Genomic DNA, 21755 nt, shown 5'->3' with positions numbered 1-21755 from the left:
GTTCCGCCGCCGGTCTTCTCGTCCCCTCGGAACACGACCGGGGTCAGAACACGATCAGCGAACGCCCGCCCTTGCCCGCCGCCATCCGCTCGAACGCCTCGCCGATGTCCGCCAGACCGATCCGGTCCGTCACCAGCGCCTCGGGGTCCAGGCGCCCGGCCCGCACGTGCTCGGCCAGCAGCGGCACGTCCCGGCTCGGGACGCAGTTGCCGTAGGAGCAGCCGGTCAGCGAGCGGGCGAAGTAGAAGATCTCCATCGCGGAGAGCGCCAGCCGGTCGTCCTTCGAGCCGACGCCCACCACGGTGGTGTGCCCGCCGCGCCGGGTCGAGGACCAGGCCGTCTTGATCACGTCCGCCCGGCCCACGCACTCGATGGCGTGGTCCGCGCCGTACCCGCCGGTCAGGCCCCGGATCGCGCGGGCGGTCCGGTCGTCCGCGACGACGAACTCCGTCGCCCCGTGCTGAAGGGCCAGCGCCTCCTTCTCCGGCGAGACGTCCACCGCGATCAGGGGCGCGGCGCCCGCGATCCGCGCGGCCTGGAGCACCGAGAGGCCGACCCCGCCGAGGCCGAAGACGGCGACGGACTCGCCCTCGCGCACCCGGGCCGCGTTGAACACCGCGCCGTAGCCGGTCAGCACCGCGCAGCTCAGCAGCGCCGCGCTGGTCAGCGGCAGCCCCTCGGGCAGCGGCAGCACGGCCCGCTCCGCGACCACCGTCTCCTCCGCGAAGGCCGCGGTCCCGAACCCGGGATGAATCGCCGTGCCGTCCGCCAGCCGCGCGTACTGGGCCTTCGTCCCCTCCATCGCCCGCTCGCACAGCCAGGGCTCGCCCAGCCCGCACAGGTGGCAACGCCCGCAGGACGGCGACCAGTTCAGCAGCACGCTGTCGCCGGGCCGCACCGAGGAGACCCCCTCCCCGACCGCGAGCACGGTCCCGGCCCCCTCGTGCCCGGGCACGGCGGGGACCACCCCGGCCTGGAGCACGCCGTTGGCGAAGGACAGATCCGAGTGACACACCCCGGCCGCGGCCAGCCGCACCCGCACCTCCCCCGGCCCCGGCTCCCCCAGCTCGATCTCCACCAGCTCCAACGGCGATCCCACCGCGGGCAGCAGCGCGGCCTGCACCATGCGCGTTCTCCTCACCGGAAGCCCTCAAAAAAACTAGCGCCGCCAATTTTCGGCGTGCCCCGCCACCCTAACGACCCCCTTGTCCCCGGCGAAAGCCCACCCTCCCTCCGGCCGTGCCGCTCTTGAGGGTGAAGACGGGCGGGACGCGTGGGGGAGGAGCGGGGAAGAGGTGGGTGACGACGGCCGACGGTTCATGATCGAGCGCCTCGATCACTTCTTCCTGCCGCCCGAGTGCCCAGAGGTGATGTTCAAGCTCTCGGTCACCTGGTCGAGTCTGGCCATCGGCCCCGGGATGACGGGAATGGCGGATGTGATGGCCGCCTCGTTCAGAGTGGAGCGGGGATGGACGGGAGCCGAGTAGTGACTGAGATCGAGTGGGTGCCCAGGTTCGACTACCCGCCTCAGGAATGGGTGCTGGTGGATGTGCGCCTTCCCGATGGCCCCGAGCGGGCGGCGCAGCAGGTCGCAGACCGAGGCGGACGGCAGAACAAGCGGTATGCGAAGGCCGTGTACTCGGAGTTGAGGCACATCTGGAAGGACACCTATGAGGAACTGGGTGAGCCGGTGGTGGCGTATGTGCCACATGTCCGGCGCAACGCGGAACCGCTGGTGCCGACCAGCGTCGCCGCTTTCTGGCGTGAAGTCCCGTGCGAGCGGACGCTTGAGGCGCTCATGGAGGCCATGAGCCAGCCGCTCACGAATCCCGCGCTCACACGTGTCGGGGAGCCGGAAGTATCGGCGGTGGAGCTGCCCGTGGGCCCGGCCTGCCGCGTCCATGACGTGCACCTCGGTCACACCGGCTGGGAGCAGTTGGCGATGGAGCGGCTGGAGTACTGGGTGCTCTCCCCGCTGTATCCGGCGGAACTCCTACAGCTCAAGGCCACATGGGTCAGCGGCACCGTGGGCGAAGGAATGGCGAAGCTGGTGGACCGGATGGCGGCCTCGCTGACGTGCGTCCGGCGTGGTGAGGGCGAGGAACCACGGCCGGTGCTGGACGCCCCCGGGAGTGCGGTGATCTTTGACGAGGTGCAGATCGGCAAGGGGCTGCGCCCGCTGGCGCAGCACGGGTTCGTCACCCTCGACCGAGGTGTGCTGTCGTTGCTGGGCAGCGACCGGCAGGTGATCGCGAGCGCGCCGGTGAGCGAGGTCACGGCCTGGCCGGTCCGGGCCTCCCTGAGCACGGCCGTCGGGCTGGAGATCGGGGGAACGACCTACAACGCCGCCCCGGGGCGCGGCAGTTACCCCGCGGCCTTCACCCTGCCCACCGACCTGATGAGGGGCCACAGCGCCCCCGACCAGCTCTTCGCGCTCATCGAGCAGGGAGGCGGAAAGCGGCGCTGAGGCGGCTTCGTTGACACGCCCTCAGGGACGGCCAATGCCGCGCGGGGGGCGGATGCGCGCCGTCCGGGGGGTGATCAGGCGGGTGGCCCACAGGACGGTGGTGGGGCGCATCGTGAAGGTCTCTCCGCTGTGGAAGACGAGCCGCCGTCCGCCGCCGGCCAGGACCGCCATGTCGAGGATGGTGAACGCTTGCCCGGCGATGAGCAGTTGGTCGCCCACCCGGACCGTGCCGGGGTCCACGGTGACCGGCACGGCCACCGGCGGGGGCGTGCGGCGCGGGGGCGGGGGCGTTCCGGGTGTCGACATCACGGGGTACTCCGTTTCGGTGAATGCTTCTGCTGCTCGTGCGCGGGTGATCGGCGGGTCAGCCCGGGTGGCCGGCCCCGGGCGCGGCGGGCGGCACGGACATCTCGAACCAGAGGCTCTTGCCGACGACGTGGGGCAGAACGCCCCACCGGTCCGTCAGCGCGTCCACGATCGGCAGGCCGCGCCCGCCCTCGTCGCAGGCCGGGCGCGGCCCGGTCGCGGGCAGCCCGGTGGCGAAGTCGCGTACGTCCACGTGCAGTACGTCGTCGTCGCGCAGGCGGTAGGTCACGACGACCCGGCTCCCGGCGGGGGCCCGGCCGTGCACAATCGCGTTGGTGACCAGCTCGCTGACGACGAGGGCCAGGTCCTCGGCCAGGCAGCCGACGCCCCACTGCCGGGCCAGCTCCCGGGCCGTGCGGCGCGCGGCTCCGGCCGACGGGCGGTACCGCCGGTACCGCACCTGTGCACTGTGTCGAACTTCCATACGGCCCCCTCGGGTTCGGGCGCTACGGAGTGACCGGGTCGGCGGCGCGATCACGGAGCGCTGCCGAGCCCCTACAGTGGATACTGTGCACTGCGAGTATCGGGGAGTGTCAAGTCCTCAAAATGGTGACTGGCCAAATATTGGTTCCGCTCCGGCGCCCGATGCACACTTGACCTGCGAGAAGCCAAAGGGAGGGCCGCCCGTGCCCATCAACGACAACCCGACGATCCGTCAACGCTGGTTGGCGAGGCAGCTTCGCGAACTGCGCGGCGCCGCCGGGCTCACGCACGCCGACGCCGCGAAGGCGCTGGGCTCGGCGGAATCCAAGATCGGCCGGATCGAGAACGCGCAGTCCGGCATCCGCGTCCCGGACCTCAACGCGCTGCTGGACGCGTACGGCGTCACCGACGCGGAACTCCGCGCCGATCTGGCCGACTTGGCGCGAGCCGCCAAACGCAAGGGTTGGTGGACGCGTTACGCCGACGCCGTGCACGCGACGTACACCGCCTACGTGGCGGCCGAGTGGGACGCGTCGGAGCTGTACAACGTCCAGACGAGCCTGGTTCCGGGCCTGTTGCAGACGCCGGAGTACGCCGAGGCGGTCATCCGGTTGGAGAATCCCGACTTCCCGGAGGAGGCCGTCGAGGCGCAGATCCGGGTCCGGCGCGAGCGGTGGAAGGTGCTCACCCGGGAGAACCCTCTGCACCTGTGGGTGATCCTCACCGAGAACGTGCTGTACCACCGGGTGGGCGGCTCGGCTGTGATGAAGGGGCAGTTGGAGGCCCTGATCGAGACCAGCCGCCTGCCGAACGTCGATCTCCAGATCCTGCCGCGCACCGACCCGATGAGCGCCTGCCTCTACGGGCCGTTCGTCATCATGAGCTTCCCGCGCACGGTGGAGTCCGACATCGTCTACGCCGAGTCGCCAGTCGGCGCCATCTACTACGAAGAGGCGGCCGACGTTGATGCGTACGCGACCCTGTTCCGCCGCCTGAACGTGGCAGCCGCCAACGTCACGAAGTCCCGGGCCCTCATCCGCGAGGCCCTCAAGGAACTGGAGTAGCCATGACAGCGAAGCCTCAGCCCGACCGCTCCGGCCTGGAGTGGATCACCTCGTCGTACTCCGGCACGAACGGCGACTGCGTGCAGGTCGCCGCCCTGCCCACCGGGGGGCGCGCCGTCCGCGACAGCAAGCGGCCCGGCGGCTCGGCTCTGTCCGTTTCCCCGGTGGGATGGCACGCCTTCACCCGCGCGATAGGCGATGGCGCCCTCGACGCTTCGTGGCCGAAGGGAGTGGCGGGATGACCACGCGTCTCTTGGGCGACCTGTCCCGCGCCCAATGGAAGAGGAGCACGTACAGCCATCAGAATGGCAATTGCGTCGAGGTGGCGTTCAACGCCCCCGGCGCCGTCGCCGTCCGTGACTCGAAGGAGCCGGGCGGTCCGGTGCTGGCCTTCGCCCCCGGCGGGTGGCAGGCGCTCCTGACCGCCCTGACGGCCACGACCCCCGAGTGAACGCGGGGCCGGCCGCGACGGCCGGCCCCCTTCGGCGGCGCCGCGGGCGGGCGTTGATCCTACGGCCCTGGCCGGGGCCCGGGGCCCCGGCGGCCCCCGTGGTTAGGGTCGGAGGATGAGTACGCGCACCTTCCGTATCACCGTCCGCGGCTTCTTCGACGGGCTCAGCGCCGAGCAGCGCGCCGAACTCCTGGCCCGTGCCGCGGAGCACGACGTTCTGCGTGCGGCCTTCACGCCCGAGGGGCATCTCAGCTACGACCTGGCGGCGCGGTCCGCGTTCACCTTCCGCTTCCTGGACTCGGGGGAGGAGGAAGAGGACATCCTGGTGGCGACCGAGCGCGCCGAAGAGGCGGCGAAGGCGTGGCTGGCCGAACGCGGCTACGGCCATAAGCACCTCAGGTCGCAGGCCGAGGATCTCTCCCAGGCGCCGCTGGGCAAACGGCAGCGACTCGCCGCCGCCCGCAAGAACCCCTGACCCCTCCGGCCGCACGGGTCCGGTCCAGCGGGCCCGTGAACCTTTTCGGCCCGGCTGCCGACTGTCTTGGTGACGCGTGGCGGGGAGCAGGAGGTGTCGGTGGACGAGGCCAGGCGCAGCGGCCTGCTGGTGGTGCGCTGTCAGCTCGGGGAGCGGGAGGCGTTGAGCGAGCTGGTGCGCGTCTGGCATGCGCCGCTGTGGCGGTACGTGCGCGGGTTGGTGGGCTCCGCGCACGTCGCGGACGATGTCGCGCAGGACGTGTGGGTCGCCGTGGTGCGGGGGCTGCCGCGCCTGCGGGAGCCGCTGCGGTTCGCCGCGTGGCTGTTCGCCATCGCCCGGCGCGCGGTGACCGATCACCTGCGGCGGGCGTACGCGGCCGAGGAGATCCCGGCGGCGGCGGAGGACGCCGGTGCCGCCGAGGGCGAGGACGCACCCGAGCGCGTGCTGAACGCGATGGAGATCGAAGCCGGCCTGTCCGGGCTGCCGCTTCGGGAGCGCGAGGTGCTGATCCTCTTCCACTTGCAAGACCTGCCGTTGGCCGCCGTCGCCGAGGTCCTCGGAGTGCCGCCCGGGACCGTGAAGAGCAGGCTGCACCGCGCCCGACGCCTGTTGCGGGACGTGCTGGCCGAAAGGGGATACGAGGCATGAGCGAGCGCGACCGTGGAGCACGCCGGGAGGCGTCCGAGGAACTCAGGCGCGTGCTGGCCGCGGAGGCGTCACTGCGCGCGCGGATGCGGCACGTCGCCGTGGGCCTGGCGGGAGGGTGCGGAGCGGCGCTGATCGCGCTGCTGTGGGCGACCGAGCCGGGCCCCCTGCCCCTCCGCACGCGGGTTGCCTTCGGCGGGCTGATCGCGGTCGGGCTGGCGTGGGCGGCCTTCGCCGGCTGGGTCCTGAGCCGGCGGAGGCCGCTGTTCGCCCGGGACCGGGTGCTGGGCGCCCGGCTCGCGTTGGTGGTGAGCACGGCGACCGGCGTTGCCGGAACGGCCCTGGCCGCCGTGCGCGGCACCGGCGCGGCCGGGGTCCTGGCGGCGGCCTCGGCCGGTGCCCTTCTCGTCGCCGCCGCGGGCGTGCTCCTCGCGCGGGCGCGCTCCCGCCGCCGCGAGCTGCTGCGGCTGCGCGACTCCCTGCGGGAGGAGCCCTAGGGCCGGCGCGGTGCGCGGCTCCGCCCTCGCGAGGGCGCGAGCCCGGTCGTTGCAGGCCGGGTTCGGGGCCGTGGTGTGGTCAGAGCTGGAGGGACTGGGGCTGGAGGAATTCCTCCAGGCCGTGGCGGCCGAGTTCGCGGCCGATGCCGGAGTTCTTGAAGCCGCCGAAGGGGGCGCGGGGGTTGAAGGCGGCGCCGTTGATGTCGACCTGGCCGGTGGCCATGCGGCGGGCGAAGGCGACCGCGCGGTCCTGGTCGGCCGCCCAGACGCCGCCGGCCAGGCCGTAGTCGGTGGCGTTGGCCAGGGCCAGGGCCTCGTCCTCGTCGGCGTAGCTCAGGAGGGTCAGGACGGGGCCGAAGATCTCCTCGCGGGCGATGGACATCTCCGGGGTGGCGTCGGCGAAGACGGTGGGCCGCACGTAGAAGCCGGTGCCGGGCTTCTCGGGGGCCTCGGGGCCGCCGGTCACCAGGCGCGCGCCCGCCGCGACGCCCGCCTCGATGCAGCCGCGGACGCGGTCGCGCTGGCGGGCGCTGACCATCGGGCCGAGCCGGGTGGCGGGGTCGGCCGGGTCGCCGGGTGTGAAGCGTTCGGCCGCCTGGCGCGCCAGGTCCACGGCCTGTTCGAGGTCGGCCTCGGAGACCAGCATCCGGGTCCACGCGCTGCACGTCTGGCCGCCGTTGAGGAACGCGTTGCTCACGCCCGTCTTCACGGCGCGGGCCAGGTCGGCGCCGGGGAGGATGACGTTGGCGGACTTGCCGCCCAGTTCGAGGGCGACGCGGGCGAGGTTGGACCCGGCCGCGGCGGCGACCTGGCGGCCCACGGCCGTCGATCCGGTGAACGACACGAGGTCCACGCCCGGGTGGCTCGCCAGGGCGGCGCCCGCCTCGGCGCCGCGGCCGGAGATGACGTTGACCGTGCCCGGGGGCAGGCCCGCGGCGTCCACGACCTCCGCGAAGATGCGGGCCACGAGGGGGGTGTCCTCGGCGGGCTTGAGCACCACGGTGCAGCCGGCGGCCAGCGCGGGGACGACCTTGGCGACGATCTGGTGGAGGGGGTAGTTCCACGGGGTCAGCGCCGCGACGACGCCGGCGGGCTCCGCGAACACCCTTGAGTTCCCGACCTGTTCCTCGAACGGGTAGTCCGCGAGGATCTCCAGGTAGGTGGAGGCGACGGCCACCGGCAGCCCGGCCTGCACGGCCTCGGCGGTGCGGACGGGGGTGCCCAGCTCGGCCACGACCGTGCGGACGATGTCCTCGCGGCGGGCGGCGAGGCCGTCCCGGAGGCGGGTCAGGGCGTCCAGGCGCGTCCGGCGGTCGCTGCGGCCCCACGTCGTGGCGGCCCCGCGGGCGGCGGCGACGGCCGCGTCCACGTCCTCGGCGGTGCCGGCGGGGACGGTGGCGATGACCTGCTCGGTGGCCGGGTTGACGTCCTCGATGACGTCCCGCCCGGCGGAGGGCCGCCAGGCCCCGCCGATGTACTGGCCCTCGTGGGTCTCCATGCTGTCGGCTCCCTCCGGGAAAACGAGCATTGCTAGCTAACGTGTGCCGTGCGGCAGGGCACAAGCGTGCCGGACGTGATCCGGGTCACGGCGCCCCCGGCGGCGGAGAAGGGGACGGAGACGGCGACGGCGTCAGGGCCGAGGGGAGGGCGCGGGTGCGCAGGGCGATCGTGGCGGCGAGGCGGAAGGTGGGGTCGGCCAGGGACGTGCCGTAGATCTCCTCAAGCTGGCGCAGGCGGTAGCGCGCCGTCTGGGGGTGGATGTGGAGGGCCTCGGCGATCTCGGGGGCGCCGCGGCCCCAGGAGTCCAGGAGGGCGGCCAGCGTCTCGGCCAGGCGCTCGGACTTCGCCGCCGGCAGGCCCTCCAGCGGGCGCAGCACCTGCGCGGCCAGCAGCTCCCCGATCCGCGCCCCGGCCATCGTGTGCAGCTCCGCCAGGTGGTCCTCGGCCCGGACCGGCCCCTCGCCCTCGCGGCGCAGCCGCATCGCCATCCGCGCGCAGCGCAGCGACAGCCAGGCGTCCTGCGGGGCGACGGCCGGCCCGACGGCCACCCGGGCGCCGCGCGCCAGCGAGGGCAGGCGCGGCTCCGTCTCCCGGCCGCCCCCGGCCGGGACGATCCAGCGTTCCTCCGGGCCCAGGCGCACCACCAGCGTTCCGGACTCGGGCGCGGGCGGCGGCGGCAGCGCGGGCCCGCCGGCCCCCCGCCGCAGCACGAGCACGGCGACCCGCTCCGGCAGGGGCCACTCGGCGCGTTCCGCCAGCCCCTCCAGCGGCCCGGACCCGGGCGTGAGCAACGCCCCCGCCAGGGCCCGCCGCGCCCGGCGCAGCTCGTCGGCCCCCACGGACCCGGCCGCGGCGAACCCGCCGACCGACGCGTCGGCCAGCGCCCCGATCTGCACGAGCACCGCGTCCGAGAGGGCCAGGGCCGCCTCGGGGGAGAGGGCCGCGGCGCGGGCCACCTCCAGGTACCGGCGGGTGGCCACGCGCGCCCCGATCCGCAGCGCGGCCTGGAGGCCGTCCGTGCCGTGGCCGTTCTCGTGCGCGATGCGGCCCAGGCGCCGGAAGTAGTCGGCGTGGTGCTCCTGCGGGCTCTCGGGCTGCTCGATCAGCTCCACGAACTGCGCCAGCGCCCGCCGCACCGCCCCGGCCAGGTCCCGGCCCGCCGGGGAGTCCGGCGGGCGCCGGTAAAGGGGCACCTCGCGCCGGATCAGCTCGACCATGTCCATGGCGATCTCGTCCATGCGTGGCCGCAGCAGCCCGGCCAGCGTGGGCGGGAGCCGGTGCCAGGGGTCCCGTACGAACCCGGCGTCCGACGTCCGTTGCATCCTCGCTCCTTCGCGAAACGACGCGGCCCCGTCGCGGTCGAAAACTAGCAATGCCAATTTCCCACCGTAACCTGCGTCACACCCGCACGGAAGACTTCGGACGCCGCCGCCCTGCGCGGACCCCCGCCGCCTCGTAGATTGGTGAGCACGTCCCCGGGGGGCCGGCGGGAGGCTGAGACGTCCGTGACGACGAGATCCGAGAGTGCACCGGAGATCGACTACGCCCGGCTGTTCGACGCCCTGCCCGCGCCGTGCCTCGTGCTGGACCGCGACCTGGTGATCCGGGCCGTCAACCGCGCGCACGAGAAGGCCACCTCGCGCACGCGCGAGGAGCTGATCGGCCGCTCCGTCTTCGCCGCCTACCCCGGCAACCCCAACGACCCCGGGGCCACCGGCCTCAGCCACCTGCGCGCCTCGCTCGAACGGGTGCTGGCCACCGGGCGGACCGACTCCATGGCCGTCCTGAAGTACGACGTGCCCTCGCCCGGGCGGCCCGGCGAGTTCGTGGAACGCTGGTGGTCCCCGGCCAACGTCCCCGTCCTCGACGAGCGGGGCGAGGTCGCCTGGATCCTCAACCGCGCCGAGAACCTCACCGGCTTCGCCCGCGCGCACGGCGCGGGCGAGGGCCCGCCCGAGCCCCCCGAGGGGCCCGCCGCCGAGCTGTACCAGCGGGCCCAGGACCTCGAACGCCTCAACGCCGAGCTGCGCGAGGCCAACGCCCGCGAGCGGCAGGTCGCGGTCACCCTCCAGCGGGCCATGCTCTACTCGCCCGACCTGCCCCGCCACGAGGGCATCGCCGTCCGCTACCGGCCCGCGACCGGCACGCTCAACGTCTGCGGCGACTGGTACGACGTCACCGACCTGGACTCCGGGCGGTACGCGGCGGCCGTCGGCGACGTCGTCGGGCACGGACTGGAGGCCGCCGCCGTCATGGGCATGCTGCGCAGCGCGCTGAGCGCGGCCATGCGGGCGACGGCCGCGCCGGGCCAGGCCCTGGGCATCCTCGGCCTGTACGCCGAGTCGGTCGAGGGGGCGCTGGCGGCCACGGCCGTGAAGGTCCTCATCGACCCCGGCGCGCGCCGCATCGCCTACAGCAGCGCCGGGCACCTGCCGCCGGTGCTGCTGCGCCCGGACGGGCGCACGCACCTGCTGGAGGGGGCCACGGACCCGCCGCTGGCCGCCCGCATCGAGGGCGGGCCGCGCGCGGAGGCCGTGCAGCCGTATCAGCCGGGCGACACGCTCATCCTCTATACGGACGGCCTCGTCGAGCGCCGCGGCGAGAGCATCGACACCGGCCTCGACCGCCTCGCCCACGCCCTCACGGACTGCGGCCCGATGGCGCCCGACGTCCTGGCCGACACGGTCCTCACCCGCCTGGGCGTGGGCGAGGGCACGACGGACGACGTGGCGTTGGTCGTCATCCGCTTGTGACTGGCCGTCGGCTTGGCCGGGACCCGGCTGCCCGCCCGGCACGACCGCGCACGGTCGCCCCGACCGGTGGACCCCGCCGGCGGGACCTCGGGCCCGTTCGACCCCATGGCGGTCGCCGGGGCCGCCTCCGGCCGGCCCGGAGCCGTCCGCGTGACCGTTCGTACGGGCGCGGGGCCGTTCAACGCCCGCCGCGGGCGCGGCCCCGCGGCCGTTGCGGTCCGGTCCGGCTTCGCGGCGGGACCGTGGGCCCTGGCGGGGTCTTCAGGCCCTGCGCGGCCCGCGCGGCCGGTGCGGCCCGCCCGATCGGCCTGGCGTCGGTCGCCGGGCACACGCTCCACGCGTGGGGCTCCTTGCCGCTCGCGGGCCGGGCGCGCCACGCCGGTCGGCGCAGGCGCGCCCAGTCGGACCGGCGTCGCCGTGCGGCCCGCGCGCCGTGCCGGGCTCGTGCAACGGCAGTGACCGGCACAGTCGGCGGAGTGCGCGGACGCCGGGCAGCGGGCTCCAAGGCGACGTTGCCGCACGGCGGTTGGCCCGCCCCGGCCCGCGGCGCGAGCCGCCGCGCAAGCGCGTCGGAGTGCGCCGGCGAGGCAAATGTCACAGCCTGGTGGCCTGCTGGGAACGGGCTGTCCTGGCCTAGCCTGCCTGCATGACGGTCCTGCCCGACGAAGGGTTCACCCTCGCCGCCGAGTTCCCCGGCGCGACCCGCGAGCAGTGGCAGCGCCTCGTGGAAGGCGTGCTGCGCAAGGCCGGCGCCGACGTCTCCGGTGAGGAGGCGGAAGCGGCGCTCGCCACACGGCTCCAGGACGGCATCGCCACCCGTCCGCTCTACACCGCCGAGGACGGCGCCCCCGACCCCGGGCTCCCCGGCTTCCCGCCCTACCTGCGCGGCGCCCGCCCCGAGGGCAACGCCGTCCAGGGCTGGGACATCCGCCAGCGGCACGCCGACCCGAGCCCCAAGCGGGCCAACGAGGCGATCCTGGCCGACCTGGAGAACGGCGTCACCTCGCTGTGGCTCGCCGTGGGCCCCGCCGGAATCCCCGTGGACGCGCTGCCCGCCGCGCTGGAGGGCGTCTACCTCGACCTGGCGGCCGTCGCCCTGGACCCCGGGGCCGAGGCCCTGCCCGCCGCCGAGGCGCTGTTCGCCCTGCTGGACGCGAAGGAGACCGGCCGCGACGAGGCCCGCGGCACGCTGGGCGCCGACCCCCTCGGCGAGCTGGCCCGCACCGGCGAGGAGCCCTTCACCGCGGCCGAGGCAGCCGCCCTCGCCGCCCGCTGCCTGCGCGAACGCCCCGGGCTGCGCGCCCTGGTCGCCGACGGCCTGCCCTACCACGAGGCCGGAGCCTCCCCGGCCCAGGAGCTGGGCTGCGCGCTCGCCACGGGCGTTGCCTACCTGCGCGCCCTCAGCGAGGCCGGGCTGCCGCTGCGGGACGCCTTCGCGCAGCTCGAGTTCCGCTACGCCGCCGGGGCCGACCAGTTCCTCACCATCGCCACCCTCCGCGCCGCCCGCCGCCTGTGGGCCCGGGTCGCGGAGGCCGCCGGGGCGCCCGCCGCCGCCGCGGCCCAGCGCCAGCACGCCGTCACCTCCCCGGTGATGATGACCCGCCGCGACCCCTGGGTGAACATGCTGCGCACCACCGTGGCCACCCTCGGCGCGGGCGTCGGCGGCGCCGACGCGGTCACGGTCCTGCCCTTCGACGACGCGCTCGGCCTGCCCGACCCCTTCGCCCGCAGGATCGCCCGCAACACCTCCTCCGTGCTGCTCGCCGAGGCCCACCTCGGCCGGGTCGTGGACCCGGCAGGCGGCTCCTGGTACGTCGAGCGGCTGACCGAGGACCTGGCCCGCGCCGCCTGGGCCTGGTTCCAGGAGATCGAGCGCGCCGGGGGCCAGGCCGCCGCGCTGGACTCCGGCCTGATCGGGGAGCGGATCGCCGCCACCTGGGAGCGCCGCGCCGAGGACCTGGCGCACCGGCGCGAACCCATCACCGGCGTCAGCGAGTTCCCCGACGCCGGCGAGCGCGAGCTGGTGCGCGAGCCCGCCCCGGCCCGCCCCGGCGGCGGGCTGCCCCGGGTCCGCCGCGACCAGGCGTTCGAGGCCCTGCGCGCCCGCTCGGACGCGCACCTGGCCGCCACCGGCGCCCGGCCCCGGGCGTTCCTCGCCGCGCTGGGCCGCCCCGCCGCGCACTCCGCCCGCGCCACCTTCGCCGCCAACCTGCTGCGCGCCGGCGGCATCGAGCCCGTGCACGACCCCGTGACCGTGGACGCCGCCTCCGCCGGGAACGCCCTCGCCGCGGCCGGAACGCCCGTGGCCGTCGTCTGCGGCAGCGACGCCCTCTACGCCGAGCACGCCTCCGATCTCGCGCGGGCGCTGAAGGCCGCGGGCGCCGGGCGCGTGCTGCTGGCCGGGCGCCCCGGCGCGCTCCGCGACGGGCTTCAGTCCGCCGGCGTGGACGAGTTCGTCTTCGCGGGCGGCGACGCGGTCGCCGTCCTCTCCTCCCTCCTCGACAGCCTGGGGGTGGCGTGATGCCCGAGCAGACCCCGTTGGAGACCCCCTTGATCCCCGACTTCTCCGAGGTGCCGCTGGACGGCCCCGGGGCCGGGCCCGCGCAGGCCGGTGAGGCTTCCGGCGAGGCCCCCGGCGAGGAGCAGTGGCGCGCCGCCGTCGCCGAGCGCACCGGCAAGGACGCCGAGGACCTGGCCTGGGAGACCCCCGAGGGCATCCGCGTCAAGCCGCTGTACACCGCGGCCGACCTCGAGGGCGTCGACTTCCTCGGCACCTACCCGGGCATCGCCCCGTATCTGCGCGGCCCCTACCCCACGATGTACGTGAACCAGCCCTGGACGATCCGGCAGTACGCCGGCTTCTCCACGGCCGAGGAGTCCAACGCCTTCTACCGCCGCAACCTCGCGGCCGGCCAGAAGGGCCTGTCGGTCGCCTTCGACCTGCCCACGCACCGCGGCTACGACAGCGACCACCCCCGGGTGACCGGCGACGTGGGCATGGCGGGCGTTGCCATCGACTCCATCCACGACATGCGCCAGCTCTTCGACGGCATCCCGCTGGACCGGATGTCCGTGTCGATGACGATGAACGGCGCGGTGCTGCCCGTCCTCGCGCTGTACATCGTCGCGGCGGAGGAGCAGGGCGTTCCCCCCGAGAAGCTGGCCGGGACCATTCAGAACGACATCCTCAAGGAGTTCATGGTCCGCAACACCTACATCTACCCGCCCAAGCCGTCGATGCGGATCATCTCCGACATCTTCGCCTACACCTCGCAGCGCATGCCGCGCTACAACTCCATCTCCATCTCCGGGTACCACATCCAGGAGGCCGGGGCCACGGCCGACCTGGAGCTGGCGTACACCCTGGCCGACGGCGTGGAGTACCTGCGGGCGGGTCTGGACGCCGGCCTGGACGTGGACGCGTTCGCGCCGCGGCTGTCGTTCTTCTGGGCGATCGGCATGAACTTCTTCATGGAGGTCGCCAAGCTCCGCGCCGCCCGTCTGCTGTGGGCGAAGCTGGTCAAGGGCTTCGATCCGAAGAACGCCAAGTCCCTGTCGCTGCGCACCCATTCGCAGACCTCGGGCTGGTCGCTGACCGCCCAGGACGTGTTCAACAACGTCACCCGCACCTGCGTGGAGGCGATGGCCGCCACCCAGGGCCACACCCAGTCGCTGCACACCAACGCGCTGGACGAGGCCCTGGCCCTGCCCACCGACTTCTCCGCGCGCATCGCCCGCAACACCCAGATCCTGCTCCAGCAGGAGTCCGGCACCACCCGCGTCATCGACCCCTGGGGCGGCAGCGCCTACGTCGAGCGCCTCACGCACGACCTGGCCCGGCGCGCCTGGCAGCACATCGAGGAGGTCGAGGCGGCCGGGGGCATGGCCCAGGCCATCGACGCGGGCATCCCCAAGCTCCGCGTCGAGGAGGCCGCCGCCCGCACCCAGGCCCGCATCGACTCCGGCCGCCAGCAGCTCATCGGCGTCAACACCTACCGGGTCGCCAGCGACGAGCAGATCGAGGTGCTGAAGGTCGACAACTCCTCGGTGCGCGCCCAGCAGATCGAGAAGCTGCGGCGGCTGCGCGCCGAGCGCGACGAGGCGGCCTGCCAGGACGCGCTGCGCGCCCTGACCGGCGCCGCCGCCTCCCCGGCCGGATCGGCCTCCGGGCTCGACGGCCTGGACGGCAACCTGCTGGCCCTGGCCGTGAGCGCCGCCCGCGCCGGCGCCACCGTGGGCGAGATCTCCGACGCCCTGGAGAAGGAGTACGGGCGGCACGCGGGCCAGATCCGTACCATCTCCGGGGTGTACCGAGACGAGGCCGGGGCCGCCCCCGGCGTGGAGCGGACCCGGGAGCGCGTCGCCGCCTTCGAGCGGGCCGAGGGCCGCCGCCCGCGCATCCTGGTCGCCAAGATGGGCCAGGACGGGCACGACCGCGGCCAGAAGGTCATCGCCTCCGCCTTCGCCGACCTCGGCTTCGACGTGGACGTCGGCCCGCTCTTCCAGACCCCGGCCGAGGTGGCGCGCCAGGCCGTGGAGGCCGACGTGCACATCGTCGGCGTCTCCTCGCTGGCCGCCGGGCACCTCACGCTGGTGCCCGCGCTGCGCGAGGAGCTGGCGGCCCAGGGCCGGGAGGACATCATGATCGTGGTCGGCGGGGTCATCCCGCCGCAGGACGTCGAGGCCCTGCACGCCGCGGGCGCCGCCGCCGTCTTCCCGCCCGGCACGGTCATCCCCGAGGCCGCCGGCGACCTGCTGACCAGCCTGGCCGGCGACCTCGGCCACGAGCTGTAGGCCCATGCCGCAGGTCATCGACGTCGACGCCTACGCCAAGGGCGTTCTCGACGGCTCCCGCGCGCACATCGCCCGGGCCATCACGCTGGTGGAGTCCACCCGCGCCGACCACCGGGCCCTGGCGCAGCGGCTGCTGACCGCGCTGCTGCCGCACGCCGGGGGCGCGCGTCGGGTGGGCATCAGCGGGGTGCCGGGCGTGGGCAAGTCCACGTTCATCGACGCGCTGGGCACCTTCCTGACGGGCCTGGGGCACCGGGTCGCGGTCCTGGCCGTGGACCCCTCCTCCACGCGCACCGGCGGCTCCATCCTGGGCGACAAGACCCGGATGGAACGCCTGGCCACCGACCCGGCCGCGTTCGTGCGGCCCTCGCCCTCGGCGGGAACGCTGGGCGGGGTCGCCAAGGCCACCCGCGAGTCCATCGTGGTGATGGAGGCCGCCGGGTTCGACGTGGTGCTGGTGGAGACGGTCGGCGTCGGCCAGTCGGAGACCACCGTCGCCAACATGACGGACACCTTCCTGCTGCTCACCCTGGCCCGCACCGGCGACCAGCTCCAGGGCATCAAGAAGGGCGTTCTTGAGCTGGCCGACGTCATCGCCGTCAACAAGGCCGACGGGCCCCACGAGAAGGAGGCCCGCTCCGCCGCGCGCGAACTGGCGGGCGCCTTGCGGCTGTTGCACGGGCCGGGGAACTCAGAGAACGACGACGGCTGGCGCCCCCCGGTCCTCACGTGCAGCGCGCGCGAGGGAACGGGCCTGGACGCCGTCTGGGAGCGCGTGGGGCAGCACCGGGCCCGCCTGGACGCCTCAGGGCGTCTTGAGGCCAAGCGCCGCGCCCAGCAGGTCGACTGGACCTGGGCCATGGTCCACGACCAGCTCCTGGCCCGCGTCCACGCCGACCCCGGCGTCCGCGACGCCCTCCCGGACCTCGAACGTCGCGTCCGTGAGGGCTCGCTGACGGCAACGCTCGCGGCCGAGCGCATCCTCTCCCTCCTGGGCCTGCCGGACATCCCGGCCTGAACGCGGGCCCCGCCCGCCGGGCCCCGTCCGCAGAGCCCCCCGTCCGCCGTTCCCCGCGCGTGGGGGCCGGCGGATTTCGGTCTCGGCCGGACTCACCCTCTACCCAGGGGTAGCGCGTCACCATACGCTTCCCAACTGCCAGCCAACGAACGGCACCTTGAACCTTCCGGAAGCCGGCGACGAGGTGCGCGCGCGGTGACCCGCCGCGACCGCCCCGTCCGGTACCGGGACGCGCCGCGCGCGACGCCACCGTCACCCGGGCGGGCTCCGCCGCGTCCCCTCCGCCCGTTGTCCCGTTTCCCCAAGGAGGCCCCATGAGCGACGCACACGCGGCTGCCGGGCCGCAGATCGCCACGACGGCCGCTCCTCGCCGCGTGGGCGGAGGCGGGGGCACCCCGTGGGGGCACCTCCCAGACGGAGTCTGGGGGAGGAGCCCGGGGGAGAGTGAGGAGGCACAGTGAGCGTACCGCCGCGCAGGAGAACGTTCCGCCGGGACCTGACAGGACAGGTGGTGGTGATCACGGGCGCCGCCCGCGGCATCGGCGCGGCGCTGGCCGCCGCGCTGGCCCGGCGGGGGGCCCGGATCGCCCTGGTCGGCCTGGAGCGCGACGAGCTGAAGCGGGCGACGCGGGACGTGCCGGGGGAGGCCGCCCACTGGTACGCCGACGTGACCGACGCCGACGCGCTGCGCGACGTGGCCGCCGGCGTCACCGCCCGCTTCGGCAAGGTGGACGTCGTCGTCGCCAACGCGGGCGTGGCCACCCGCGGCCTGTTCTCCGAGTCCGAGGACGCCATCTGGCGCCGCGTCATCGAGGTCAACCTGGTCGGCTCGGCCGTCACCTGCCGGACCTTCCTGCCCTCCCTGGCCGACAGCCGCGGCTACTTCCTTCAGATCGCCTCCCTCGCGGCCGTGGCGCCCAGCCCCGCGATGTCGGCCTACTGCGCCTCCAAGTCCGGCGTGGAGGCGTTCGCGCACTGCCTGCGCCCGGAGGTGCGCCCCCTGGGCGTGCGCGTCGGCATCGCCTACCTCAGTTGGACCGACACCGACATGGTGCGCGGCGCCGACGAGGACCCCACGCTCGCGGCGATGCGCGCCAAGCTGCCGTGGCCGGCCAACCGCACCTACCCGCTGGGCCCGGCCGTGGAGCGGATCGCCTCCGGCATCGAGCGCCGGGCCGGCCACATCTACGCGCAGCGGTGGCTCCCGGCCCTGGTGCCCGTGCGCGGCTTCCTGCCCGGCCTGGTCGCCGGGCCGCTGGGGCGGCGGCAGATCCGCCGCTTCGGCGCCCGGCTGGCGGCGGGCGGGGCCCGCGGGCTGGCCGGGGACGGCGGCCGGGCAGCGGAAAGCCCCCGGCCGTAGCCGGGGGCCTTCCGCGCCTTCCGCGGTGACGTGCGGGAGGCGTGGCAGCGTGCGGGGGCCTCAGCAGGAGGAGCGGTACTCCTCGATGGGACCGCCGGCCTGCGGGGCCGGGCACAGGAACTGCTCGTAGCGCGAGTCGTTGTCGACGTAACGCTTCGCCCAGGCCAGGACGGTCCGGCCGATGGTCTCGTTGGACCTGTTGGTCACGAAGTGGTTCGCGTTGTTCATCTCCAGGTACGCGCGCTCCCGGGCCCCGGTGAGGCTCTGGTAGAACGGCTCGGCGTGCGAGCGGACCGGGGCGATCCAGTCCCTCTCCGCGCCCACGATGAGCGTGGGCACCGTGACCTCGCTCCAGGCGTTGTCGGTGTGCCACGGCGTCAGGGAGATCGCGGCGCGCAGCTCGGGGTTCTCCGAGACGGCGCTCAGGGCACCGCCGCCGCCCATCGAGTGGCCGGCCACGGCCAGGCGGTTGGGATCGACCCGGGTCCGGACGCTGCTGCGGGTGGTGAGCCACTCCAGCGCGGCCATCAACTGGTCGGCGCGCTGGTCGGGGGCGTCGAAGCCGCTGTTGGTGTTGATGGTGACGACGACGAACCCGTTGCTCGCCAGCCGCGGCCCGTACCAGGACACCGCGGACTGGTTCTCCAGGAAGCCGGGGCTGAAGGCGATGGCGCCGAACGTGCCCTGGCTGGTGTCGGTCGGGTAGTAGACCGTTCCGCCGGCGAAGCCGCTGCCCGCGGGCACGGACTCCTGGCGGAAGGCGAACGGACCCCTGTCGGCGATCACGCTCTGGGCGGTGGGAGCGGGGCCACGGCGGTATTCCTGCTCGTCGACGAGAGTGTTCGCCGTTGTCCCGGCCGATTGCCGGGACGTGGTCTCACCGGCGCTGCCGGGGGCCGCGGCGATGCCGAGCAGGGTGCCGCCGGCCAGGGAGATGGCGAGGGCGGAAAGGGCGAGCTTTCCGCGCCACGTCTTCGTGGGCTTGGGCATGCGGCTGACTCCTGATGAGGGTGGGGGGGACGTTTCCCCTGGTGCGGCTCGCAGTCTGCGGCGGTCGCCGGGCGGACGGGAAGGCGTGGCCGGGAACTTCTGCCGCGACCGCCAAATCCCGCCGCCGCCGGGTAGGGATCTTCTGAGGGGCGTGACAAGCCCCGGGGGCGTGTCAACCTCCGGAGCGGAGGGGGTTTCCGGGACCCCGCCCTTCGCCCGGCTCAGCCCGGGGGCTGGGCGCCCAGCGCGCGGGTGCGCAGCGCCAGCATCGCCTCGAAGCGGAAGCCGGGATCGGACATCCGTTCCCCGAACAGCTCCTCAAGCTGCCGGATGCGGTACCGCGCCGTGTGCGGGTGGATGCCCAGGGCCTCGGCCACCTCGGGCGCCGTGCGCCGCCAGGAGCTGAGCAGCGCCTCCAGCGTCTCCGCCAGCCGGGCCGCCTTGCCCGGCGTCAGCCCGCGCAGCGGGCGCAGCGCGCGGTCGGCCAGCAGCTCCCCGATCGGTGCCGCGCCCAGCAGGTGCACGTCGGCCAGCCGCTCGGCCGCGTCCACCAGGCCCAGCGGCCCGCCGCGCGGCGAGGCGGCCACCAGCCGCAGCGCGAGCCGCGCGCACTGGAGCGAGATCCGCGCGTCCTCCGGGGGAACGGCCGGACCGAGCACGCCGGTGCGCCCGCGCAGCCGCTGCCGCAGGGCCTGCGCGCGGTCGGTGCGCTCGGGGTCGGGAACGATCAGGCACAGCGCCGTGCCGCGCCGGGCGACCAGGATCCCGGCGTCCCCGCCGGTCACGGCGCCGCTGGGCACCTCGGGCGCGCCGGGCAGCAGCACGCAGGCCACGGTCCGCGGCCACTCCCACCGCGCGCGGGCCGCCAGCAGCTCCAGCGTCTCCTCGGCCACGCCCGGCGCGGGCTCCAGCAGCCGCCTGGCCAGGGAGCGGCGGGCCAGCGCGACGTCCCCGTCGCTCTCGTCCATCGCCTCGGTGTAGCCGCGCACGGCCTCGTCGGAGAGCACGCTGATGTGCGCCAGCACGGCGTCGTTGATCGAGAACGCCACGTCCCCGGGCATCGCGCCCGCGCGCGCCGCCGTGGCGTAGCCGCGGGAGGCGACCCGCGCGCCGGTCCGGTACGCGGCCTGGATCAGGTCGGTGCCGCGGCCGTTCTCGTACTCGAGGCGCCCCAGCCGGCGGAAGAACGCGGCGTGCTCCGCCTGCGGCCGGTCCGGGTTCTCGATGAGCTCCACGAACTGCGCCAGGGCCCGCCGGGTCGTGGACACCACGTCCCGCCCGACCGGCGAGTCCGGCGGCTGCCGGTACACCGCCACCGCCCGCCGCACCTCGTCGACCAGCTCCGCCTCGATCGAGTCCAGCCGGGGCCGCAGCAGCCCCGCGAGCTGGGGCGGCAGCTCCCGCCACGGATTGGGGACGAATCCGGCTTCCGCCTGCGCCACGACGGTCACCTCCTCATACACACGCACCCCCAGCAAACCACCCACCCCCCACCCCGCATAACCCCCGCCCCCTCCTCGCCACCCATCGTTCACCGCTCACGGGGCCCGAGCGAGGTGCGGGGCGCGGGCCGGGGTCAGCACTCCACGATGTTCACCGCCAGGCCGCCCCGGGCGGTCTCCTTGTATTTGATCGACATGTCGGCGCCGGTGGCCTTCATGGTGCGGATGGCGCGGTCGAGGGAGACCTGGTGGCGGCCGTCGCCGCGGAGGGCGAGGCGGGCGGCGGTGATGGCCTTGACGGCGGCCATGCCGTTGCGTTCGATGCAGGGGATCTGGACCAGGCCGCCGACGGGGTCGCAGGTGAGGCCGAGGTTGTGCTCGATGCCGATCTCGGCGGCGTTCTCCACCTGTTCGGGGGTGCCGCCCAGGACCTCGGCCAGGGCGCCGGCGGCCATGGAGCAGGCGGAGCCGACCTCGCCCTGGCAGCCGACCTCGGCGCCGGAGATGGAGGCGTTCTCCTTGAAGAGGATGCCGATGGCGGCGGCCGTGAGGAGGAAGCGGACCACGCCGTCCTCGCCGGCGCCCGGCACGTGGTCGAGGTAGTGGCGCAGGACGGCGGGGATGATGCCGGCCGCGCCGTTGGTGGGGGCGGTCACGACGCGGCCACCCGCGGCGTTCTCCTCGTTGACGGCCATGGCGTGCAGGGTGACCCACTCCAGGGCGGCGTCCGGGCGGCCCTCGCCCTCCGCGCGCAGGCGGCGGGCCAGGGCGGCGGCGCGGCGGGGGACCTTCAGGCCCCCGGGCAGGATGCCCTCGGTGGCCAGGCCCCGGCGGACGCAGGCGTCCATGGTCTCCCAGATCCGCAGCAGGCCCGCGCGGATCTCCGGCTCCGGGCGCCAGGCACGCTCGTTGGCCAGCATCAGCCCCGAGACGGACAGCCCGGAGGCGCGGGCGGCGGCCAGCAGCCCGGCCGCGGTGGTGAAGGGGTGGGGCAGGGGCGTGGCGTCGGCGGCGACCCGGTCGGGGCCCGTGGCGTCCTCGTCGACGACGAAGCCGCCGCCCACGGAGTAGTAGGTGCGGGTGGCCAGCGCCCGGCCTGTGGCGTCCGCGGCGTGCAGGCGCAGGCCGTTGGGGTGTCCGGGCAGGGAACGCCGGCGGTGCAGGACGAGGTCGGCGCCCGGGTCGAAGGGCACGGGGTGAACGCCCAGCAGCGGCAGGCTGCGGGCGGCGCGCACCGCCTCCTCCTCCGCGGCGGCCGAGGCGACGTCCACCGTGTCCGGGGCGTGGCCGAGCAGGCCGAGGACGACGGCCCGGGGCGTTCCGTGGCCGTGGCCGGTGGCGCCGAGCGAGCCGAACAGTTCGGCGCGGACCGCGGCGGTGTCCGCCAGCAGCCCGTCCTCCTTCAGCAGCCGCGCGAAGCGCAGGGCGGCGCGCATCGGGCCGACCGTGTGCGAGCTGGAGGGCCCGATGCCGATGGAGAACAGGTCGAAGGCGGACAGCGCCACGGCCG

21 protein-coding genes are annotated in these 21755 nt (G+C 74.8%); 13 read left to right on the top strand and 8 right to left on the bottom strand.

Features of this window, described 5'->3' with window-relative positions; all coding sequences use genetic code 11:
- Window positions 1–43: 43 nt before the first annotated feature.
- Window positions 44–1126: a Zn-dependent alcohol dehydrogenase gene (locus RM780_RS08045; RefSeq protein ID WP_311629856.1), complete on the bottom strand. Its 1083-nt coding sequence runs from the start codon at window positions 1124–1126 to the stop codon at window positions 44–46.
- A gap of 169 nt (window positions 1127–1295) precedes the next feature.
- Here RM780_RS08045 and RM780_RS08040 point away from each other — a divergent pair, with 169 nt between their 5' ends.
- Complete coding sequence (locus RM780_RS08040; protein WP_311629855.1) at window positions 1296–1487, top strand: hypothetical protein; 192 nt, start codon at window positions 1296–1298, stop codon at window positions 1485–1487.
- Window positions 1487–2467 (top strand): hypothetical protein, encoded by a 981-nt coding sequence (locus tag RM780_RS08035; protein ID WP_311629854.1) that lies wholly within the window; start codon window positions 1487–1489, stop codon window positions 2465–2467. Before RM780_RS08040 ends, RM780_RS08035 begins: the two co-directional genes overlap by 1 nt.
- Window positions 2468–2488: 21 nt before the next feature.
- Here RM780_RS08035 and RM780_RS08030 read toward each other — a convergent pair whose 3' ends face one another.
- Entirely contained in the window at window positions 2489–2776 is a 288-nt protein-coding gene (locus tag RM780_RS08030) for a hypothetical protein (RefSeq protein ID WP_311629853.1), read from the bottom strand.
- A 55-nt stretch (window positions 2777–2831) separates the two neighbouring features.
- Entirely contained in the window at window positions 2832–3233 is a 402-nt protein-coding gene (locus tag RM780_RS08025) for an ATP-binding protein (protein WP_311629852.1), read from the bottom strand.
- 226 nt (window positions 3234–3459) lie between these two features.
- Here RM780_RS08025 and RM780_RS08020 point away from each other — a divergent pair, with 226 nt between their 5' ends.
- The 6 genes from RM780_RS08020 to RM780_RS07995 all read left to right on the top strand — a co-directional run bounded on the left by RM780_RS08020 (window position 3460) and on the right by RM780_RS07995 (window position 6388).
- Window positions 3460–4320, top strand: coding sequence for a helix-turn-helix domain-containing protein (locus tag RM780_RS08020; RefSeq protein WP_311629851.1), 861 nt, complete (start codon window positions 3460–3462; stop codon window positions 4318–4320).
- 2 nt (window positions 4321–4322) lie between these two features.
- Window positions 4323–4562 carry a DUF397 domain-containing protein gene (locus RM780_RS08015; protein ID WP_311629850.1) on the top strand — a complete coding sequence of 80 codons (240 nt, stop codon included), beginning with the start codon at window positions 4323–4325 and terminating at the stop codon, window positions 4560–4562.
- Window positions 4559–4771 carry a DUF397 domain-containing protein gene (locus RM780_RS08010; protein ID WP_311629849.1) on the top strand — a complete coding sequence of 71 codons (213 nt, stop codon included), beginning with the start codon at window positions 4559–4561 and terminating at the stop codon, window positions 4769–4771. The genes RM780_RS08015 and RM780_RS08010 overlap by 4 nt, the downstream gene beginning before the upstream one ends.
- A gap of 115 nt (window positions 4772–4886) precedes the next feature.
- Window positions 4887–5246: a DUF6204 family protein gene (locus RM780_RS08005; RefSeq protein ID WP_311629848.1), complete on the top strand. Its 360-nt coding sequence runs from the start codon at window positions 4887–4889 to the stop codon at window positions 5244–5246.
- 69 nt (window positions 5247–5315) lie between these two features.
- Window positions 5316–5894: an RNA polymerase sigma factor gene (locus RM780_RS08000; RefSeq protein ID WP_311629847.1), complete on the top strand. Its 579-nt coding sequence runs from the start codon at window positions 5316–5318 to the stop codon at window positions 5892–5894.
- Window positions 5891–6388: a transmembrane transport protein gene (locus tag RM780_RS07995; RefSeq protein ID WP_311629846.1), complete on the top strand. Its 498-nt coding sequence runs from the start codon at window positions 5891–5893 to the stop codon at window positions 6386–6388. The genes RM780_RS08000 and RM780_RS07995 overlap by 4 nt, the downstream gene beginning before the upstream one ends.
- A 79-nt stretch (window positions 6389–6467) precedes the next feature.
- On the opposite strand, the gene RM780_RS07990 is transcribed toward RM780_RS07995, so the two are convergent.
- Together RM780_RS07990 and RM780_RS07985 are read right to left on the bottom strand one after the other, a co-directional pair.
- Window positions 6468–7886, bottom strand: coding sequence for an aldehyde dehydrogenase family protein (locus tag RM780_RS07990; RefSeq protein WP_311629845.1), 1419 nt, complete (start codon window positions 7884–7886; stop codon window positions 6468–6470).
- 85 nt (window positions 7887–7971) lie between these two features.
- Complete coding sequence (locus tag RM780_RS07985; RefSeq protein ID WP_311629844.1) at window positions 7972–9210, bottom strand: helix-turn-helix domain-containing protein; 1239 nt, start codon at window positions 9208–9210, stop codon at window positions 7972–7974.
- 183 nt (window positions 9211–9393) lie between these two features.
- Between RM780_RS07985 and RM780_RS07980 the strand changes: the two genes are divergently transcribed.
- The 5 genes from RM780_RS07980 to RM780_RS07960 all read left to right on the top strand — a co-directional run bounded on the left by RM780_RS07980 (window position 9394) and on the right by RM780_RS07960 (window position 17813).
- Window positions 9394–10641, top strand: coding sequence for a PP2C family protein-serine/threonine phosphatase (locus RM780_RS07980; protein WP_311629843.1), 1248 nt, complete (start codon window positions 9394–9396; stop codon window positions 10639–10641).
- Window positions 10642–11287: 646 nt separating this feature from the next.
- Window positions 11288–13162 carry a methylmalonyl-CoA mutase small subunit gene (mutA, locus tag RM780_RS07975; protein ID WP_311629842.1) on the top strand — a complete coding sequence of 625 codons (1875 nt, stop codon included), beginning with the start codon at window positions 11288–11290 and terminating at the stop codon, window positions 13160–13162.
- Window positions 13162–15435, top strand: a complete 2274-nt coding sequence (scpA, locus tag RM780_RS07970; protein ID WP_311629841.1) for a methylmalonyl-CoA mutase — start codon at window positions 13162–13164, stop codon at window positions 15433–15435. The genes mutA and scpA overlap by 1 nt, the downstream gene beginning before the upstream one ends.
- Before the next feature lie 4 nt (window positions 15436–15439).
- Window positions 15440–16453 carry a methylmalonyl Co-A mutase-associated GTPase MeaB gene (meaB, locus tag RM780_RS07965; protein ID WP_311629840.1) on the top strand — a complete coding sequence of 338 codons (1014 nt, stop codon included), beginning with the start codon at window positions 15440–15442 and terminating at the stop codon, window positions 16451–16453.
- Window positions 16454–16910: 457 nt separating this feature from the next.
- A complete protein-coding gene (locus tag RM780_RS07960; protein WP_311629839.1) occupies window positions 16911–17813 on the top strand; it encodes an SDR family oxidoreductase in 903 nt (300 codons plus the stop codon).
- 60 nt (window positions 17814–17873) lie between these two features.
- Here the strand turns inward: RM780_RS07960 and RM780_RS07955 are convergent, their stop codons facing one another.
- The 3 genes from RM780_RS07955 to RM780_RS07945 form a co-directional block, all read right to left on the bottom strand.
- On the bottom strand, window positions 17874–18803 hold the full coding sequence (locus RM780_RS07955) for an alpha/beta hydrolase family protein (protein ID WP_311629838.1): 930 nt from the start codon (window positions 18801–18803) through the stop codon (window positions 17874–17876).
- Between the two features lie 221 nt (window positions 18804–19024).
- Window positions 19025–20245 (bottom strand): PucR family transcriptional regulator, encoded by a 1221-nt coding sequence (locus tag RM780_RS07950; RefSeq protein WP_311629837.1) that lies wholly within the window; start codon window positions 20243–20245, stop codon window positions 19025–19027.
- Window positions 20246–20379: 134 nt separating this feature from the next.
- Window positions 20380–21750, bottom strand: coding sequence for an L-serine ammonia-lyase (locus tag RM780_RS07945; protein WP_311629836.1), 1371 nt, complete (start codon window positions 21748–21750; stop codon window positions 20380–20382).
- Between the last annotated feature and the right edge of the window lie 5 nt (window positions 21751–21755).

It is taken from the genome of Streptomyces boetiae, assembly GCF_031845405.1.
GTDB classification, from domain to species: domain Bacteria; phylum Actinomycetota; class Actinomycetes; order Streptomycetales; family Streptomycetaceae; genus Streptomyces; species Streptomyces boetiae.
This window is presented reverse-complemented; position numbering and strand designations above follow the sequence as displayed.

Coding starts and splice junctions, on each gene's coding strand:
- mutA (WP_311629842.1), top strand. CDS start 11,288: ATGACGGTCCTGCCCGACGAAGGGTTCACCCTCGCCGCCGAGTTCCCC.
- scpA (WP_311629841.1), top strand. CDS start 13,162: ATGCCCGAGCAGACCCCGTTGGAGACCCCCTTGATCCCCGACTTCTCC.
- RM780_RS08005 (WP_311629848.1), top strand. CDS start 4,887: ATGAGTACGCGCACCTTCCGTATCACCGTCCGCGGCTTCTTCGACGGG.
- meaB (WP_311629840.1), top strand. CDS start 15,440: ATGCCGCAGGTCATCGACGTCGACGCCTACGCCAAGGGCGTTCTCGAC.
- RM780_RS07990 (WP_311629845.1), bottom strand. CDS start 7,886: ATGGAGACCCACGAGGGCCAGTACATCGGCGGGGCCTGGCGGCCCTCC.
- RM780_RS08045 (WP_311629856.1), bottom strand. CDS start 1,126: ATGGTGCAGGCCGCGCTGCTGCCCGCGGTGGGATCGCCGTTGGAGCTG.
- RM780_RS08015 (WP_311629850.1), top strand. CDS start 4,323: ATGACAGCGAAGCCTCAGCCCGACCGCTCCGGCCTGGAGTGGATCACC.
- RM780_RS08010 (WP_311629849.1), top strand. CDS start 4,559: ATGACCACGCGTCTCTTGGGCGACCTGTCCCGCGCCCAATGGAAGAGG.
- RM780_RS07995 (WP_311629846.1), top strand. CDS start 5,891: ATGAGCGAGCGCGACCGTGGAGCACGCCGGGAGGCGTCCGAGGAACTC.
- RM780_RS07955 (WP_311629838.1), bottom strand. CDS start 18,803: ATGCCCAAGCCCACGAAGACGTGGCGCGGAAAGCTCGCCCTTTCCGCC.
- RM780_RS07985 (WP_311629844.1), bottom strand. CDS start 9,210: ATGCAACGGACGTCGGACGCCGGGTTCGTACGGGACCCCTGGCACCGG.